This is a genomic window from Protofrankia sp. Cj5 (assembly GCF_917627405.1).
Lineage (GTDB): Bacteria > Actinomycetota > Actinomycetes > Frankiales > Frankiaceae > Protofrankia.
Genome location: NZ_CAKJTO010000001.1, coordinates 140,526 through 158,218, shown reverse-complemented (window position 1 = coordinate 158,218; position 17,693 = coordinate 140,526). Strand labels below are relative to the sequence as shown.

Sequence of the window (17,693 nt, the reverse complement as noted above, 5' to 3'; positions counted from 1 at the left end):
GGCGTGACCTGATGAACACGAGGGCGGATGCATGATCGAACCACGGCGTCGATGCGCGGTGGACTGCGCCCTGCTGGCACTTGCCGCGCTGACCCTGCTGATGGCCCTCAGCGGCACGCACTCACCGGTGCGGGCCGTGCTGGCTGTGCTGGCGGCGGCGCTGCTGCCAGGCGCGGCGGCGCTGACCACCCTGCGCCTTGACGACGCGTTGACGTGGCTCGCGGTCACGGTGAGCGTGAGCCTCGCGATGCTGACCCTGCTGGCGGTGGTCACCGTCGAGGTGGGCTGGTGGAACCCCACGGCGCTGCTGCTCTGCCTTGGGCTGGCCTCCGGTGGGGTGCTCGCCTGGGATCTTCGGCGGGCGCTCGGCGAGCTCTCCGCGACGGCCCCGGATCGGCGCCGGGACCATGAACGGCACCACGAGCACGGACAGCGCAGGGAGCACGGACAGCGCCACGAGCACGAACGGCGCCAGGGATGACCGCCAGCCCGCCGATCCATCGGTTGAGCTGGCTGGCGGTCCCGCCGGCAACGGCAGCGGCCGCCCAGGCCTCGGCAGCGGTGCGTGCGCTGGGCAGGCTCGCACCGACCACGGCGGTGGGCATTGCCGGCGTCCTCCTATGGGCCACGTCACTGGGCGACATCCGGGTGGACTCCCTCGGTGACTACGGGCTGCCACCAGCCCTGCCTGTGCGCTGGTACGCCGGACTCGCCCTGGTGGTCGTCGGGTACGCGGTCGCGCTCTGCCAGCGGCGGCCGAGCCCGTGGCTGCTCGCCGGTTTCCTCACGGCAACCGTGGTCATCCTCTACGGGACGGTGCCACTGTGCACGGACGTTCCGCACTACCCCTGGGTGTACAAACACATCGGCGTCGTCCGGTACATCGATGTGCACGGCAGTATCGACCCCGGGATCGACATCTACCATCGGTGGCCGGGATTCTTTGCGGTTGCCGCGCTGTTCGGCCAGCTCGCCGGACAGCGGAATCCGGTGACGTACGCGGCCTGGGCCGAGGTTCTCTTTCCGCTTGTCCAGGCAGGAATAGTCGCCGCGACCGCACGGACGCTGACCGGTCGTGCCCGTACCGCCGCCACGGCCGCCTTCCTCTTCGTCATCACCAACTGGGTGGGACAAAGCTATTTCGCGCCGCAGGCATTCGGGCTCACGATGGGGCTCGGTCTGTATCTGGTCGCGCTGCGGTTCCTGACCGGGCCGCGATCATCACACCTGGCCGGGACGCCCCCGGGCCCGGCACGGCGGGCAGCTATAACGATCATATGTGTGCTGCAGGCGGCGGTGGTCGTCAGTCACCAGCTCACCCCCTATCTGCTCGTTGCCGGGATGGGCGCGCTGAGCGCCGCGGGATACGTCCGGCCGCGGTGGCTCACCGCTGTACTGGCCGGGCTCACGCTGGCCTGGCTGGTGCCGAACCTCGGCTACGTCCAGCACACCTTCGGCCTGCTTTCCGGGACGAACCCGGTGGCCAACGCGACGAACGCGCACGTTCACGAGTTCTCCCCGCTGCCCGGGAAAATCTTCAACGCGCGCGCCGGGTACGCGCTGACGGTTTCCGTGGGGCTGCTGGCCGTCATCGGCGCCTGGCGCGATCTGCGCCGGGGTAACCGCGTGGCCGGGATCCCGCTGCTGCTCGCGGTGGTTCCCGTCGGGATCGTGTTCGCTCAGAACTACGGCGGCGAGGCGTCGCTTCGGGTCGTCCTGTTCGCCCTGCCGTTCGCGGCTGTTCTCGGCGCCCTCGCCCTGGAGCCCACCGGCGGCGTGTGGCGCCTGCGCCAGGCGCCGCGGGTCAGCGCCGTCACCGGCGCTCTGGTCGCCATGTTCCTGCCCGCGTTCACCGGACAGGAAGAAATCAACATCATGACTCCGGACACCGTCCGGGCCGCCGACTACTTCGACGCCCACGCCGAAGCCGGGTCGGTGCTTCTTCTCGCCGGCCCCGACTTCCCGCTCAGGTACGGCCCCAGGTACCCGGAATTTCGGGGTCCGAGCAGTGACGACGACCCCAACCTGCTGCACACGGCCGGGTTCCGCCACCGCCAGCTGGGCGCGGCTGACCTCGATGGCGTCGTCGCGGTGCTGCGGCAGTACTCCACGCACGGTTATCTCGCGTTCACAACCTCGCAGGAGGTCTACGCCGAGGTCTTCGGGCTCGCCCCACCGGGAGCGCTGGGCTCCCTGGAGCAGGCGGTCGCGCGTTCGCCACGCTTCCAGGCCTTCTTCACCAGCCCGACTGCCCGCATCTACTCCTACCGGGCAGGCCGATGATGACCGCCGGCGTGCCGGGGCACTCCGGACGCCACCCATACCCCTACCATGATCATCGACAGCGAGGCCGGCACAGGATGACTCGCGGGAACGCTCGCCCGGCGGATCCGGCGCCGGGAACACGGCCTGCGCAAGCCACTGCCCGGCGCGGCGTCCTCTACCGCAACGGGCTGGCCCTGGTCGTCAACAGTGGAGTGTCCTCCCTGTTGGGAAGCGCGTACTGGATTCTCGCCGCGCGCACCGCCACCCCGGCCACGGTCGGCGCGGCCACCGCCCTGGTCGCGGCGCTCACCGCGCTGTCAACGCTTGCCCAGTTCAGCTTCGGCGGCGCGTTCGCGACGTTCCTCCCAGGCGCCGGGGCATCCGCCCGGCGCCTGGTACTGATCGGATACGGCGTGGCGACCGGTGCGAGCCTGCTGCTGGGCACGGTGTTCGTACTGGTGATCCCCAGGATGAGTCCAGCGCTCGCGGTGCTGGGACGTCCCAGCGCCGCGATCGGCTTCACGCTGGCGGTCGTGCTCTGGTCGATCTTCTCCTTACAGGACAGCGTGTTGACAGGCCTGCGCGCCGCGCTCTGGGTGCCGATCGAAAACGTCGCCTACAGCGCCACCAAGCTGGCGGTGCTCGCGGCGCTGGCCGCGGGCGGGCAGAGCGGCGCACTCAGTCTCTTCGGCTCATGGGCGCTGCCGCCGGTGGTGTTCATCGCGGCTGTCTCCTGGCTGCTGTGGACGCGGCTGCTGCCGCCGTCCCGCCCCACGGGGGGCAGGGCGGCAGGCGAAACGCTGGGCGGGACTACCGAGATGTTTCGCTTCCTGTCCGGTGACGCTGTGGGAATGCTCTTCGCCCAGGTCGCGACGACCTTCCTGCCGGTACTCGTCGTGGTCAGGATGGGCTCGACGGCCGGCGGCGCGTTCGGCATCGCCTGGATGCTGACGGTATCGGTCGATCTGATCACCATCGGGATGGGGATCTCGCTGACGGTCGAGGGTGCCCAGCCCGGTGCCAACGTCGACGCCCTGCACACGGCCGTCCTGCGCCGGGTTCTCCCGGTCGTCGCGGCGGTCGGTGCCGCCGGCATCGCCGCGGCTCCAGCGATCCTGAAAATCTTCGGGACGACCTACGCCGAGCAGGCCACCACCCTGCTGCGTCTGCTGCTGCTCGGCGGTATGGCCCGCGCGGTGACGGTACTGGCCGTCTGTGCGGCGCGGGCACGGCGGCAGGCCGGCCGGATCGTCGTCCTGCAGGCCATCCCCGCGATGATCATAACCGTAGGTGTCTGGCAGTTCGCCCAGCCGCTTGGGCTGCCCGGTGTCGGTCTCGCCTGGGTTGCGGGGCAGAGCGTCACGGCGATGATCGCCATCATGCTCAGCCGCCCCGCGCTGAGAGTGCGTCTGAACAGTGGCCACAACACCAGCAATCACAACGGCGGTGGCCATAACGACGGTGGCCACAACGACGGTGGCCACAACAGCGACGTCGCTGTGCCCGCGTCCGTAACAGCGGAATCCATAACGACGGAAAAGAGAGGGGCTTTCATGCGTATGGCCGGTCGTGACCGTGCCTGGATAGGCCGGCGGCACATCATGCTCGCCGGCCCGGCCGACATGCCGGACGTGGCCGCGGTCAGGGTGGCCGCGGAACAACTGTTCACCATGAAACCCGGCCACCGGCTGTTCCGTACGCTCGACCCGAGCTCGACACGGTGGCGGCCGACCCCGACCGCCGAGATACGCCGGCACTGCGTGACGATGATTGTCCCGATGGACGATCCCGACCCGGACGACCTCACCGGCCATATCGAACGCCTCTACGCATCCGCTGTGCCGACCCTGCCGTTCCAGCTCTATGTCGGACGCCGGTACGCGGCATTGTCGATAGCCCACTGTCTCGGCGACGGCTGGTTGAGTACGAACGCCTTCCCCGACCTGCTGCGCGCCGGCCTCGACGGCGACCCACCGGTAGCGCTGACCAGGGACGAGACGGTGCTGCCGCTGCTACGCGCACTCATCCACTTCTGCGGTCGTGATCCGCGCCGCCTGCTGGCGATGCTGCGCGGTCCGCGGCCGAGCGGACCACCGGCCGCACCGCCGCGGTCCAGGCGCGCAGCCGGTGGCCCACCGCCCGCATCCACCGCGCGGGCACCGGCCGCAACATCCACAACCACGACATCCACAGCCGCAACATCCACGGCCGCTCCGAGCCGGCCGGCTGCGCCGGCGCTGGCGGTTGTCGCACGGCACAGCCCCGTGTCGACGCTGGCGGATATCCGGGAGTGGCGCGATGCCCACGCCCCCGGCTCGACCAGCGCCGCCGTCATGTTCGCCGCGGCCCGGGTCGCGTTCGACCGCTGCGGGCTGGGCACACCCGCCAGCGCGGGCCTGTTCACACTGGTTGACAACCGGCGTTTCCTGCCAGCCGACGCAAACGTCGCGGGCAACTTCGCGGTGGGTCTGCGCATGTTCCCGGTCGATCCGGTCGATCCAGTCGCCATCAGCCGGGCACTGCGCGAAACGGTTGCCTCTGGCCGGCCGCTGGCCACGCTGTGTCTCATTGCCGCCCGCGGCTACCGACGGCGGCTGCCGTCGGCAGCACCACCGCGGGCCGGCGTCCATCCACCGCCGCACCCGTGCCTGGTGCTCAACCATCTGGGCCGGGTGCCGCGCTTCGAACGGCTTGGCTGGGTCGATGGTCCGCCGGGCACGGATCCCGGTACGGACACGCCTCAGCTGTACTCGGCGTCCACACCCGGAGACAACGACGTCATCTCTGTGAAGTTCGTCGAGCTGCGCGGCGCGCTGTCGATCACCGCGGCCTTCCATCCGGCCAGCTTCTCCCGGGCCGCCGTGGCCGCCGCGATCGGCCTGCTGTGCACTGACCCGCTCGATCTGCTGACCTCCCCGGGGCCGGCCGGCACAGGCACATCGCCGAAGCCGGAGCCGGAGCCGGAGCCCACGCCAGAGGCGGTGCCGGGGCCGGCGGCGTCAGGAGCGGACCGGTGAGCACGCCCACGGCCGTGACGGACACATCGGCAAGGATGCCGCGGGAACCAGCCCGCTGCCGGTTGTTGGTTGTCGAGCAGGGCGAGGGACTATGGGGCGCACAGCGCTATCTGCTGCGGCTCGCGCCGCTGCTCCGCGACCGTGGGGTCGAACAGATCCTCGCGGCGCCCGCCGGCAGCGCCACGGCCGAGGCATGGCGGGCGGCCGGGCTGTTGCACGTCATGCTGCCCGCACCCGACGATCGCGGGATACGCGCGCCGGATGGCCAGTTCAGCCCCGTCGGCGCGGTCCGGGAGTTCGGACGGACCGCCATGCTCGCCCGACGCACGGCGGCACTCGTCCGCCTCCTTGACGTGGACGCAGTACACGCGAACAGCCACTGGTCGCATCTGCAGTGCGTGCTGGCGGGCCGGCTGACGAACCGGCCGGTCGTCCTGCACCTGCATGAGGAGAACGAACCGGATCTGATCGGCCGGCTGCGGGGGCTGGCGGTGCGCGGCGCGCAGGCGTCGGTGGCGGTCAGCGACGCGGTGGCGGCGTCATTGCCACCCGCGGCAGCCCGCCGTACCCAGGTGATCCGCAACGGGGTCGACACGGACGCGCTGCGGCCGGGACCCGCCGATCCCGAGGTACGCGCCCAGCTGGCGGCCGATCCGTCCGCACCCGTGGTACTGGCGCTGTCCCGGCTCGACCCACGCAAGGGCGTGGACAACGTGATCCGGGCGGTGGCCTCACTGCCCGGACAGTTCGCGCGTGCACAGCTCGCCGTCGCGGGCGCGCCGAGCCTCGATCCGGCACACGCGAGGACGCTACGCGAGCTCGGCGCCAGCCTGCTGGGCGTGCGGATACGCTTCCTCGGCCCACGCACGGATATAGCCGGTCTGCTGCGGGCATGCGACGCGCTGGTGCTCGCGTCCAGTCTGGAAGGCCTGCCGCTGAGCGTTCTGGAAGCGCAGGCATGCGGAACACCGGTGGTCGCATTCCCGACAGCCGGCATCCCAGAGATCGTCACGGACGGTGTGACCGGGCTGCTCGCCCGCGCGGGGGATGTCGACGATCTCACCCGCCGGCTGACCGACCTGCTCGGTAATCCGGGCTATGCCGAGCGGATTTCCATAGCCGCCCGGGCGAACGTGCTCGCTCGGCACACCCTCACCCAGCAGGCTGACAGCCAGGCGGAACTGCTGCGTTCCCTCATGGTGGCTCAGCGGCCCGGCGGCCCAGCCCGACGATCCCGGGTAGCGGTGGCCACCGCTACCCGGGCGTGACACCAGAAAACACCCAGGTGTGACACCAGAAAAGCCAACCGGTGCGATGCGGTCGCGCATTGCACCGGTTGGATCGATCGCACCGTTGGATCGGATGTGCCGATCCAACGGTTCTCCTGGTCCGTCGGCCGGCTAGACCTTGGCCGCGCGCTCCCGGGCCCGGATTTCCCGGCGGAGCTCAGGGGGCAGCGCGAACAGCAGATGCTCCTCGGCCGAAGTCACCTGCTCGACATCGTCGAAACCGCGTTCGGCGAGCCAGGCGACCACCTCGGTGACCAGCTCCTCAGGAACCGAAGCCCCGCTGGTCACACCAATGGTCTCCACCCCGTCGAGCCAGGCCGGATCCACCTGGCTGGCGTCGTCCACCAGGTAGGCGGCAGGCACCCCGTGGTCAAGGGCGACCTCGACCAGGCGTACGGAGTTCGACGAGTTCGGCGACCCGACCACGAGGATCAGCTCGACCTGGCCGGCGATCTCCTTGACCGCGACCTGGCGGTTCTGGGTGGCATAACAGATGTCGGCACTCGGCGGCCCCTGTAGCAGCGGGAACCGCTCACGCAACGCGTGCACCGTGGTCTCGGTCTCGTCGACCGACAGCGTGGTCTGTGAAAGATAGGCAACTCTGGACTCGTCGCGGACCTTGACGGCCGCCGCATCCTCCACGCCGTCGACCAGGTGGATGCGGTCGGGCGCCTGGCCCGTGGTACCGACAACCTCCTCGTGGCCTTCATGGCCGATAAGGAGGATGTCGAAGTCCTCCTTGGCGAATCTGCGTGCCTCGCCGTGCACCTTCGTCACGAGCGGGCACGTGGCGTCGATCGTTCGCAGTTCCCGGGACCTCGCCTCCTCATGGACGGACGGTGCGACACCGTGGGCAGAAAACACCACGGTCGCCCCGGCAGGAACCTCGTCCGTCTCGTCCACAAAGATCGCGCCTTTTGCCTCCAGCGTCTTGACGACGTGGGCATTGTGCACGATCTGCTTGCGTACGTAGACGGGAGCGCCGTACAGCTCCAGCGTCTTCTCGACCGTCAGCACCGCTCGGTCAACACCAGCGCAGTACCCGCGCGGATTGGCCAACAGGATCCGCCCCATGCCCGGAAGTGTACGCGGCCCAGCAGCGGCCGGAGGAGCGAACGATAACCGTCACACGCCGGCAACCTGCCAGGACACCCGAAGCGATTTGTGCATGGATCGACGGTTCACGTCGTTACGGTGGCTCGATGGCACTCACCTCCTCACCGGAGCAGCCGCTGCCGGTCCGCACGATTTCCCGCGCGATCGGGGACTGGGTCAACCGGCTTGGGCGGGTCTGGGTGGAAGGGCAGCTCACCGAGATCGTCCGCCGCCCCGGGCTCGCCACCGTCTTCCTCACGCTGCGCGATCCCGTCGCCGACGTGTCGCTGCGGCTCACCTGCCCGCGGGCCGTCTGTGAGGCGATCGGAGCCGGGCTCGTCGATGGCGCCAGAGTGGTGGTCTGGGGCAAGCCGTCCTTCCACCCCACGCGGGGAACGCTGGCGCTCGCTGTCGTGGAGATCCGCCCACTCGGTGCGGGCGCCCTGCTCGCGCGCCTCGAGCAGCTGCGCGGCGTGCTCGCGGCGGAGGGCCTGTTCGCCGCTGCCCGCAAACGCCGGCTCCCGTTCCTCCCGCAGGCGGTGGGGCTGATCACCGGACGGGCGAGCGCGGCCGAGCGGGACGTGGTCGAGAACGCCCGCCGTCGCTGGCCCGCCGTGCGCATCGTGACCCGGGAAGTGGCGGTCCAGGGGCCGCTCGCCGTCGGACAGGTCATCGACGCGCTGCGTGACCTCGACCGTATCCCCGGCGTGGACGTCATCGTCATCGCCCGGGGCGGTGGGTCGATGGAGGACCTGCTGCCCTTCTCCGACGAGGCGTTGATACGGGCCGTGGCCGCGGCGGGCACCCCGGTGGTATCCGCCATCGGCCACGAGCAGGACGCGCCCCTGCTCGACTTCGTCGCCGACGTCCGCGCGTCCACTCCGACGGACGCGGCGAAACGGATCGTGCCGGACGTGGCCGAACAACACGCCCTGGTCACCGCGTTGCGCGACCGGTCCAGGCGGATCGTCGAACAGCGGCTGAAGCACGAGGAACGCGGACTGGCCGATCTACGCGGCCGTCCCGTGCTGGCCGCGCCCGGCCGCGAACTTGACCGCCAGAGCGAGTCCGTCAACGAGCTACGGTCCCGCGGGCTACGTTGCGTGATGCAGATCCTCGCCGGGGCCGAGCGCGAGCTGGCCCACACATCCGCCCAGCTGCGCGCACTGTCACCGGCCGCGACTTTGGATCGCGGATATGCCCTGGTGCGCCGGACCGCCGACGGCTCCATCGTGCGCGACCCGGCGGGGGTGGACACAGGTGACGAGCTGGTCATCCGGGTTGCCGGTGGCTCCTTCCCCGCGACCGCCGGCGCCCGAGATCCCCAGAGTGTCTAAGAGCGCCCGAGGACAGGGCGTTCGATCAGCGAGCGGCTCATCCGCGCCCGATCCGGCAAGGCGGCGGAGGAAGGCGCCCTGGTGCTGGGCGCCGACCGACGACAACGCGGCCGGGCGGGACGCGGGGAGCCGCGAGCCGGACAGTCCTGTCCTCGGGCGCTCTAAAGGCTGAGGCCCTCGACGACTCCGGCGAGGTCCGCGCGGATGGCGGCCTTGAGCGCGGTGGGAGCGAACGAGTGGTCGACAGCGGCCACCGCAAGATCAACTACCTGGTGCCGGGTCAGGCCCAGACCGCGCAGCGCATGCAGGTACTCATCGCGCAGTGTGGTGCCGAACATCGGCGGGTCGTCACTGTTGAGGCTGACCGGCAGACCCATTTTGATCATTGTGGACAACGGGTGCCCCGAATAGTCCGCGACGACCCCGGTACGGAGGTTCGATGTCGGGCACACCTCCAGCGGGACGTGCTGTGCCCGCAGGTGGTCGACCAGTACCGGGTCGTCGATGGCGCGGATGCCGTGACCGATGCGTTCGGCGTGCAGATACTCGAGGGAGTCCCAGATCGTGCGCGGCCCGGTGGTCTCGCCGGCATGCGGTACGCGGTGCAGCCCGGCGTCCCGCGCGGCGGTGAACACGTCCGCGAACTGCGACCGGGGCACACCGGCCTCGGACCCGCCCAGCCCGAGCGCGATCACCGGTCCACGGTGGCTCAACGCGAACTCGATCGTCGCCTCGGCCGCGGGGCGCAGATCCATCCCGGGCAGGCCTGGGATGTCGGTGACCCACCGCAGCTGGATACCGGTCGCCTCCTCGGCCTCCCGACGGCCCCGCTCGACCCCGTCGAAGACCTCGGCCGCGTCGATACCACGCTGGATGTGCAGGAACGGCGTGAAGGTGATCTCAGCGTACCGGACCCCCTGCGCGGCAAGCCCCAGCGCGGTCTCACGGGCCAGCAGCGCGAAGTCCTCGCCGTCCCGCAGCACGCGGACAGCAGCCAGGTAGACGTCGATGAAATGGTCGAAGTCGCGGAACTCGTAGAACTTCGCCACGCCGTCAGAATCGGTTGGCAGATCGTCGATGCCGTGGCGACGAGCGAGGGTGAGCAGAGTCCGCGGGTGCATCGACCCCTCCAGGTGGACGTGCAGCTCCACCTTGGGCAACGCGTCGACGAACCCCTCGTCGCTGGCCTCGTCACCGCCCGGCCGCCGCCCCGCCACGGCCTCGGAGCTCATGACGCGGTACCAAACCCCGCGTTACCAAACCCCGCATCGCCCGACCCCGGGTCTGCCTGTTCTGTCTGTCGCATGTCCTGAACGATTACGGACATCCGCTTCTCGGTCAAGAACAGATCGCACCGACGGTGACGAGTCAGCCGCGACCTGCTCACCCGGGGCCGAGCGACGTTTCCGCACCGGCGGCGGCCTTTCGTGTTATCGCGGCGGCACGTTGACAGCGCACCCGGCTGTCCGCCAGGGTCGACTCGCGGCCCAGCAAGCGGGATAGTACGGATGATTACGCCTGATGATATCCAAACGTCGGCAACCGCGCGGATGCGGTGGGTCGGCTCCGGTGCCGGTGCCGACTGCGCGCCGGGGGGCTTCGCGCTGGTCAATGACCCGTCCAGGCCGCTGGTGGTGGACTCGTGGCTGATGGATGACGGCCGGGTACGAGCATGGCCGGCGCACCTCGCGCGATTCAGCTCGGCGTGCGCCCGGATGACCGGCCTGCCGGCCGCGCGGTGCGTCGCGTTCATGGTGGCGTCCGTCCGCCAGCTCCCCGCGACGGGCCGCTGGTTCCCGCGCGTCGAACTAGTCATGATCGATGATCGGCCCAGGCTGCAGCTCTGGCCGCGACCCGCCCCCGCCCGCGGCGAAGCGGTGCGGCTCTGGATCTCGCCCACGGCGGATCAGCGTGTCCAGCCCACGGTGAAAGGGGCGGATCTGGGCTATCTCGCGGGACTCCGTCAGGCGGCTGTTCGGGCCGGTGCCGACGAAACGCTGCTCCTCTCCGCCGACGGCCGGGTCCGGGAAGGCACCACAACCAGCGTCCTCTGGTGGCGTGGCAAGACCCTCTGCCTGCCACCGGACACGCCCCACCTCCTCCCGGGAGTCACCCGCGCCGCCATCCTCGGCCTCGCCGTCACCCGTGGTGTCCGTGTCCAGGAAGAGGAGAGCAGGCCGCGGGATCTGGCTGGTCTTGAGGTATGGGCGGTCAATGCCCTGCACGGGATCCGTCCCGTACGAGGCTGGGTCGGCGCGTCGATCGATGCCGGGCCGTCCCGCCGGGAACGCCGGTGGAACACCCTTCTGCGCGATCAGGCGATTCCGCCGAGCGAGTGCGGGACCGCTGCCGAGGCTCCCGTCAACAGGCGATGACCAGCGCCGGCCGCTCCACCAGGATGCCACCAGCCCGATCCCCCGCAACGCGGCTGTGAGCAGCGGACGTCGGCGGACATCGGTCCACGGCATCCGCTGCTCACCCGCGTCAGGTGCCGGGGACCCGGTTGCCGTTCACCGCCGGGTAGGTCCGTCCCTTCCACGCCGCTCCCCGGCCGCGCCAGTGCGCGCGTGCCGAGTCCAGCGTCATCAGTACATACAGGATGGCCACCACAGGCAGAAGCACCGCGTTACGAGCCGACTGGAGATAGTAGCGGATCATGGGGATGTACGTGGCGGTCATCACCGCCCACGCGCCGAGGCCCGCGGCCGCGCTCACGATGGCGGCGGTGCCGCCAGCCCCGGCCGCCAACCCGGCCAGCCCCACCACAGCCGCCAACGGTGGCGCCACGTAGGTCAGCGCGAGGCCCGCGACACTGCCGATGAGCAGTACGGGCGAGTGCCGGAGCTGGGTGTAGGCGCTGCGGGCGACCATCGACCACAGGTCCGCCAGCTGTGGGCACGGCCGGACGCCACGGACGCCGTCCGTGGCCGGGTCGGCGAGTCCCACCCAGATCCGCCCACCGCTGCGTTTGATCGTCCTGGCCAACGAGCAGTCGTCGATGACCGCGCGGGCGATCGAGGCGAGCCCCCCGGCATGTTCCAGCGCGCCGCGGCGCAGCAGGATGGCGTGGCCGGCGGCGCCCGCGGTCCGCGTGGCCGGCCTGTTGGTCCGGCGGAACGGGTAAAGCTGCGCGAAGAAGTACACGAACGCGGGGATGAGGAGCCGTTCCCAGCGGGACCGCGCGCGCAGGAACGCCATCAGTGACGTGAGATCAAGCCCGCGGGTGGTGGCATGGTGGACGAGCCGGGCCACCGACTCGGGACCATGAGCGATGTCGGCGTCGGTGAACAGAAGCCATTCGGATTCCGGCGACGAGGCGCGGACGCCCTGCTCCATGGCCCACACCTTGCCCACCCAACCGGCCGGGCGCCCTCCGCCGGTGAGCACCCTCAGCGGGACATGAGCGCCGGCCGACCGGCCGAGCGTCCGGGCTATCTCCCCGGTACCGTCCTCGCTGGCGTCGTCGACAAGGACGACCTGGAGCGGGCCCGGATAGTTCTGACTGAGCAGGGATGGAAGAGTATAGGGGATTATGTCCGCTTCATTGCGGGCAGGAATGATCACAGTCACAGCGGGCCAACCGCCGTTCGGCTCGGCCGCGCCATCCGCTTGGGGGCTGTAGGGATCAAGCCGGGTATCGGTGCGCCAGAACATTCCGTGGCCGCCTGCGAGCACCAGCCAGACGATCAGGGAGCAGACCGCGCACGCCGCCAACATCATCACGATGATCAGCGTCGCAAATCGCGGGACCGATCGCGGGAACCTGGCGAGTGGTGTGTCCAGCCACTCTCCACCGACGACAGTATCGCCAGCGCCGGTGCCAGAGTCCGCGGTCAGGTGATCACACGGTCACGTGTCACGCCCGCGACCACCGGTGGCCCGCCGGCCATGGGACCGTACGGCCACGGCCGACCGCTGTTGGTCATGATTTATCGCGGCTGGCCCGTGCCCAGGCGTCTGGTGGAGCTGGGCCGGTCATCGCGTCGGGGAAGGCACGAGTTCCCGCTCCACGCGCTCGGACACGGCGCGTACCCCGTCGATCCCGGAACGCGGGGAAGGCCGCCCCGGTTCGCCCTGCTGCCGGTCCGCCGGTAAGAACGGTCGGTAACGTCGGTCCGCCCGGTCAACGTCCCCGGTCAACGTCCCCGGTCAATGCCCAGGAGGTATCGGTGTCAGGTTCACAGGACGCGCCACCGGCGCACGAGGCTTCCCCGACGTACGAACGGGCGCGGGCGGAGCTGGAGGAGGTCGTCCACCGGCTGGAGGCCGGCGGCATCACCCTGGAGGAGTCGCTCACGCTGTGGGAACGCGGTGAGGCGCTGACAAGGACGTGCCAGGCCTTCCTCGACGGCGCCCGCGCCCGCCTCGACACGGCCCGGCACACAACCGCACCGGCCAGCGGCGGCCAGCCCGAAGACGCGCAGGCGGACGCCTGACAGCGGCCGCCGCTACCCCGCGGAGCACGCCACCGTGGACGGGTTGGAGCGACCGGCAATAGGACTGTCCGGCTCGCGGCGCCCGGTCGGTGCCTCGCGATCCATCCGCCCAGGCGCCGCTCCCTGATCGAACGCCCTATTGCCGGCGCCGGCCGGTCCGCCGACGCCATCAAGATCATTATATCGGCATGTCATGACAGCCGCTGAGGCCCGTCGCTGGGAACACGCAGGGAGGCGGCCAGCGTCCCCAGGTCGGTGAGAGAAGCGCCGCTCCGCCCACCGCTGTCGGAGACGATCAGAATGACGTCACCCACCTGACGGGTCAGCGCCAGGTGGCCGGCATCATCCCGCCGCTCCTGCCACGGCGCCCCCGCCAGGTCAACGGTCCCCGTCACCGGCCGGTCCGCCAGGACCCGTTTGACGGCGTCCCTCGCATTGCCCTGATTGAGCTGTGCGTACGTACGGTTACCCGGACGGTCAACGACGTAACCGATGCGCAGCTCGATCACGTCCGCGCGGGACGCGCCAGGCGGCGCTTGCGTCCGGATCGACGTGGCCTTCCAGTAGCCGGGCAGGCCCGTCGGTTCCGCGACGCCGAACGGTGCCACCCGCGCGAAGGCGGCCAGCGGGGCGGCTGTGTCCACGGCGACCACCGAGTCCGCGTCACCCCTCGGCATGAACAGGGTGAACAGCGCCACACCGGCCATCACCACGCCAAGGGACAGCAGCATGTCCCGGATCGTCTCCTGACCGCGTCTTCGTGCCACCCGTCCATCCTGACGTCCCGCCGCGGGCCCGGCCCGACAGGGCGGTCGATCCGCGCGGCAACGCGTGCCAAATCATTACAAAACCGTGATTTGGGAAACGACGTGAGCCAGGTAAGGCGAAAGGGCCGATCAAGCCAGCCGCAAAAAACAACAGAAGGCAAATAAACACATAAGAGCGCCCGGCACGCCCCCTCCGCGCGCCGGGCGCTCTCCTCCCGTAAACAGTTCGACGCACAGCGGGCTGCCAGCGTTGCACCAGGAAGAAGCACAATTCTGTCCACCATCCGACACCCACACCCGGTGTCCGGTACCCGATGAACGCACGACAGTTCCAACCGTCCCGAAAACACCCGAAAAACACCGAAACACCGCATATACGAAAATTCCGGACGGTTCGGCGTGGCGGCCACGGCGCTGGCGGGCGGCTGGACGCGCGTGCAACTACCCTCGGATGCGTGGCAGCAGACAGCACTCTTCCTGATCCTCTCGTCGTCCAGGGGCAGGCCCCCGACCGCAACCTGGCCCTCGAGCTCGTCCGGGTTACCGAGGCGGCCGCGCTCGCCGCCGCCCGATGGGTCGGGCGCGGTGACAAGAACGGCGCGGACCAAGCCGCCGTCGATGCCATGCGGCGGCTCGTCGGCACCGTGTCGATGCGCGGGATCGTCGTCATCGGCGAGGGCGAGAAGGACGAAGCCCCGATGCTCTTCAATGGGGAGGACGTTGGCTCGGGCGAAGGCCCCGAATGCGACGTCGCCGTCGACCCGGTGGACGGCACCACCCTCACCGCCAAGGGAATGAACAATGCGATCGCGGTGATGGCCGTCTCCGAGCGTGGATCCATGTACGACGCGAGTGCCTGCTTCTATATGGAAAAGCTGGTCACAGGCCCCGAAGCCGCCGGCATGGTGGACATCACCGCGCCGGTTGAGGAGAACATCCGTGCCGTCGCCAAAGCCAAGGGCGTGCATCCGCGGGATGTGACCGTTATCGTCCTGGAACGTCCACGCCATGCCGAGCTGATCGAACAGATCCGCGCCGCCGGTGCCCGGGTGAAGCTCATCTCCGACGGGGACGTGGCCGGCGCGGTGATGGCCGCGTCCGCCGACACCGGCGCCGACCTGTTGCTGGGCATTGGTGGCACCCCCGAAGGGATCATTGCCGCATGCGCGGTGGCCTGTATCGGCGGCGTCATCCAGGGACGGCTCTGGCCGCGAGATCCCGACGAACAGCGGAAGGTCTTCGATGCCGGTCATGACCCCAAACGTGTCCTCACCACCCGTGAACTCGTGGACAGCGACAACGTCTTCTTCGTCGCCACCGGCATCACAGACGGCGAGCTGCTGGCCGGGGTCCGGTACCGGCCGGGTGGGGCGAACACGTCGTCCCTGGTCATGCGGTCACGCAGTGGGACGGTCCGCCGGGTCGACAGCCAGCACCAGCTGACCAAGCTCCAGGCCTACTCCACGGTGCCGTTCTGAGCGGGGCGAGGACCCTGCGCGGGCTGGCTACGCCGTTGCCGATCCGGGCGGTCACCGGCACGGCCCGCGTGGTCAACGCGGCGGTCGTTCGCCTGGACAGGCCTGGTCCCCATGGGCGCGCCACCGAGGTCGCCACCCTGCCCGCCGCCGCCCGGCGCTTTGTCCGCCATCCCCGCCCACCGGTGCTGCTGGGCACCGTCGGGAGCCTCGTGGCCGTACGCCTCGCCCGCGGCCGATTCGGGCGAGGCGACGCCCTGATCGCGGTGTCGATGATGGCCGCGCAGCCGTTCGTGGAATGGGCGGTGCATCGGGAGATCCTGCATGCCGAGCCGATCAGCCCGATCGGCCGTGTCTTCTACCAGGCCGCCGGCTGGGGGCACGAGCAGCATCACCGTGACCCGACGAATATGGACACGATGTTCGTACGCCCCCAGGAGGTCCTTGCCGGCGGCACGGCCGCCCTCGCCGCAGCCGTTCACGGATCGCCTCAGGCGGCCACCGCGGCGCTGTGCGCGGCCATGGGCCTGCTCGTCTACGACTGGACCCATTTCCTCATCCACAGCGGCTATCAGCCTCGGAGCCGGATGTACCGACGCCTCTGGCGCAACCATCGCCTGCACCACTTCCGCAACGAGCGTTACTGGCTGGGCGTCACATCCAGGATCGGCGACATCGTGCTGGGAACCAACCCGCCCCGCGACATGGTCCCGATCTCGGCCACCGCGACACACGCGCCTACCCGGTGAGCCGCGGCGGAGCCGTCCATATCCGTACCTGATCGACATACATGGTGACTGTCGCCGGCGTCCGGCTGTTCCGGCACGGGATCGCGCCGGTGCAGCCCTTGTCCAGCTGTAGCGCCAGGTGCATCGCCGACGTCGACGGGATCGGGTTGACCGCGCCCGGAATGGCTGGCGTGGTCACTGTCCACTCTGGCACGCCGTTGAGATAGAAGGTGATCGATCGGGGCAGCCACTCGACCGCGATGGTTTGCCACTGAGTGTAATCACCGGGCAGATAGTGCCACTCAACATGGTTGCGTGGACCGTTGTGGACGAAGCTCGACGCGCCCTGGCGGTTGCCGTTAATTGCCTCCAGCAGGTCGATCTCACCGTCGGTGGGCCAGTTGCCCGACGCCGGCCACAGCAGTATCACCCCCGAGTAGCCATCGCCGCGCTCCACCCGGACGCGGGCCTCCCAACGGCCGTACCGCAGGTTCATCTTGTTCGCGATCCCAGCGCCCAGATCCCGGCCAGCGCTGTCGAAGCCCCCGGTGAGGCGCAGTGCGCCACCCGCGACCGTGGCCCGAGCCAGCGATCTGGGGAAAGGTTCCGCGTTCGGCTTGTCGTAGACCCACCAGTTTGTGGGGTCAACGTCCTTGCCGTCGAACCGCTCGACGAACAGCGGCGCGCCCCAGGCATCCGCCGAGGCAGAGCGCGAACCGTCACCAACCGTCGGCCCGCGGCCCGTCGGCGCGCTGCTCGCCGGGCCGCTAGCGAGCAGCGCGCCGTCCGTGCACGCCACGGCAGCGCTGGCGACTACCACCGAAACCGCGATCAGTGGCAGAAGAATGCGGAGTCTGGTGTGCATATGGCGACAACCCAACATCCGGGCGGGACAGCCCTGCGCCGACCCGCACAACCGGCTTTCCTGTCTCCACCGACACTAACACGGAGCGTAATTGATTCATCGCGTAGTACACACGTTTCGTGATGACGATAATCAACTCAAGATCGACGATCGCCATCCGGCCGCTGCGGCCCGCTGCCCGCCAGGCTGGCGCACAGCCGTTTTTGTGCTGCCCAGGAGGGTGCTTACCTGATCGAAATGGCGGGCGCGGGGCGTCGGGCGGGCGCTCCCACAGCTCCCGGGAGGGGCGCACGGCAGCAGGCATCAGGTCCGGTCGAACCTGTCATCCCGGGCACCCGCCAGCAACGCGTCCCACTCCGCTGGAATGCAGAAAAAGACCGGACTCGCGTTGCCCAGCTTAGAGCGACCGGCAATAGGGG

General features: G+C 69.7%; 14 protein-coding genes. 9 read left to right on the top strand and 5 right to left on the bottom strand.

Going from position 1 to position 17,693, the window contains the following annotated elements; translation table 11 throughout:
- Positions 1–31: 31 nt before the first annotated feature.
- The 4 genes from MJ777_RS00630 (at position 32) to MJ777_RS00615 (ending at position 6,550) form a co-directional block, all read left to right on the top strand.
- Positions 32–481, top strand: coding sequence for a hypothetical protein (locus MJ777_RS00630; protein WP_239372380.1), 450 nt, complete (start codon positions 32–34; stop codon positions 479–481).
- Complete coding sequence (locus tag MJ777_RS00625; RefSeq protein ID WP_239372378.1) at positions 478–2,283, top strand: hypothetical protein; 1,806 nt, start codon at positions 478–480, stop codon at positions 2,281–2,283. Before MJ777_RS00630 ends, MJ777_RS00625 begins: the two co-directional genes overlap by 4 nt.
- A 77-nt stretch (positions 2,284–2,360) precedes the next feature.
- Complete coding sequence (locus MJ777_RS00620) at positions 2,361–5,282, top strand: hypothetical protein (protein WP_239372376.1); 2,922 nt, start codon at positions 2,361–2,363, stop codon at positions 5,280–5,282.
- Positions 5,279–6,550, top strand: a complete 1,272-nt coding sequence (locus tag MJ777_RS00615; protein ID WP_239372374.1) for a glycosyltransferase family 4 protein — start codon at positions 5,279–5,281, stop codon at positions 6,548–6,550. The genes MJ777_RS00620 and MJ777_RS00615 overlap by 4 nt, the downstream gene beginning before the upstream one ends.
- Positions 6,551–6,682: 132 nt before the next feature.
- On the opposite strand, the gene MJ777_RS00610 is transcribed toward MJ777_RS00615, so the two are convergent.
- Positions 6,683–7,645, bottom strand: a complete 963-nt coding sequence (locus MJ777_RS00610) for a 4-hydroxy-3-methylbut-2-enyl diphosphate reductase (RefSeq protein WP_239308407.1) — start codon at positions 7,643–7,645, stop codon at positions 6,683–6,685.
- A 128-nt stretch (positions 7,646–7,773) separates the two neighbouring features.
- Here MJ777_RS00610 and xseA point away from each other — a divergent pair, with 128 nt between their 5' ends.
- Complete coding sequence (gene xseA / locus MJ777_RS00605; RefSeq protein WP_239372372.1) at positions 7,774–9,003, top strand: exodeoxyribonuclease VII large subunit; 1,230 nt, start codon at positions 7,774–7,776, stop codon at positions 9,001–9,003.
- Positions 9,004–9,164: 161 nt separating this feature from the next.
- On the opposite strand, the gene add is transcribed toward xseA, so the two are convergent.
- Positions 9,165–10,235: an adenosine deaminase gene (gene add / locus MJ777_RS00600; protein WP_239372362.1), complete on the bottom strand. Its 1,071-nt coding sequence runs from the start codon at positions 10,233–10,235 to the stop codon at positions 9,165–9,167.
- 276 nt (positions 10,236–10,511) lie between these two features.
- On the opposite strand from add, the gene MJ777_RS00595 reads away from it, so the two are divergent.
- A complete protein-coding gene (locus MJ777_RS00595; RefSeq protein WP_239372360.1) occupies positions 10,512–11,378 on the top strand; it encodes an aminotransferase class IV in 867 nt (288 codons plus the stop codon).
- 109 nt (positions 11,379–11,487) lie between these two features.
- Here MJ777_RS00595 and MJ777_RS00590 read toward each other — a convergent pair whose 3' ends face one another.
- Positions 11,488–12,723 (bottom strand): glycosyltransferase, encoded by a 1,236-nt coding sequence (locus MJ777_RS00590; protein WP_239308421.1) that lies wholly within the window; start codon positions 12,721–12,723, stop codon positions 11,488–11,490.
- A gap of 449 nt (positions 12,724–13,172) precedes the next feature.
- Between MJ777_RS00590 and MJ777_RS00585 the strand changes: the two genes are divergently transcribed.
- Positions 13,173–13,439, top strand: a complete 267-nt coding sequence (locus MJ777_RS00585; RefSeq protein WP_239345731.1) for an exodeoxyribonuclease VII small subunit — start codon at positions 13,173–13,175, stop codon at positions 13,437–13,439.
- A 191-nt stretch (positions 13,440–13,630) separates the two neighbouring features.
- On the opposite strand, the gene MJ777_RS00580 is transcribed toward MJ777_RS00585, so the two are convergent.
- A complete protein-coding gene (locus MJ777_RS00580) occupies positions 13,631–14,206 on the bottom strand; it encodes a DUF4245 domain-containing protein (protein WP_239372358.1) in 576 nt (191 codons plus the stop codon).
- Between the two features lie 455 nt (positions 14,207–14,661).
- Between MJ777_RS00580 and glpX the strand changes: the two genes are divergently transcribed.
- Together glpX and MJ777_RS00570 are read left to right on the top strand one after the other, a co-directional pair.
- Positions 14,662–15,684 (top strand): class II fructose-bisphosphatase, encoded by a 1,023-nt coding sequence (gene glpX, locus MJ777_RS00575; RefSeq protein ID WP_239308413.1) that lies wholly within the window; start codon positions 14,662–14,664, stop codon positions 15,682–15,684.
- A 35-nt stretch (positions 15,685–15,719) separates the two neighbouring features.
- The gene (locus tag MJ777_RS00570; RefSeq protein ID WP_239308414.1) at positions 15,720–16,430 is read left to right on the top strand and encodes a sterol desaturase family protein; all 711 of its coding nucleotides are present in this window, start codon (positions 15,720–15,722) and stop codon (positions 16,428–16,430) included.
- Here MJ777_RS00570 and MJ777_RS00565 read toward each other — a convergent pair.
- Positions 16,420–17,274 (bottom strand): family 16 glycosylhydrolase, encoded by an 855-nt coding sequence (locus MJ777_RS00565; protein WP_239372356.1) that lies wholly within the window; start codon positions 17,272–17,274, stop codon positions 16,420–16,422. The two genes, MJ777_RS00570 and MJ777_RS00565, sit on opposite strands and share 11 nt — an antisense overlap.
- Positions 17,275–17,693 lie beyond the last annotated feature (419 nt).

Coding starts and splice junctions, on each gene's coding strand:
- MJ777_RS00610 (WP_239308407.1), bottom strand. CDS start 7,645: ATGGGGCGGATCCTGTTGGCCAATCCGCGCGGGTACTGCGCTGGTGTT.
- MJ777_RS00590 (WP_239308421.1), bottom strand. CDS start 12,723: ATGATGTTGGCGGCGTGCGCGGTCTGCTCCCTGATCGTCTGGCTGGTG.
- MJ777_RS00630 (WP_239372380.1), top strand. CDS start 32: ATGATCGAACCACGGCGTCGATGCGCGGTGGACTGCGCCCTGCTGGCA.
- add (WP_239372362.1), bottom strand. CDS start 10,235: ATGAGCTCCGAGGCCGTGGCGGGGCGGCGGCCGGGCGGTGACGAGGCC.
- MJ777_RS00565 (WP_239372356.1), bottom strand. CDS start 17,274: ATGCACACCAGACTCCGCATTCTTCTGCCACTGATCGCGGTTTCGGTG.
- xseA (WP_239372372.1), top strand. CDS start 7,774: ATGGCACTCACCTCCTCACCGGAGCAGCCGCTGCCGGTCCGCACGATT.
- MJ777_RS00620 (WP_239372376.1), top strand. CDS start 2,361: ATGACTCGCGGGAACGCTCGCCCGGCGGATCCGGCGCCGGGAACACGG.
- MJ777_RS00595 (WP_239372360.1), top strand. CDS start 10,512: ATGATTACGCCTGATGATATCCAAACGTCGGCAACCGCGCGGATGCGG.
- MJ777_RS00625 (WP_239372378.1), top strand. CDS start 478: ATGACCGCCAGCCCGCCGATCCATCGGTTGAGCTGGCTGGCGGTCCCG.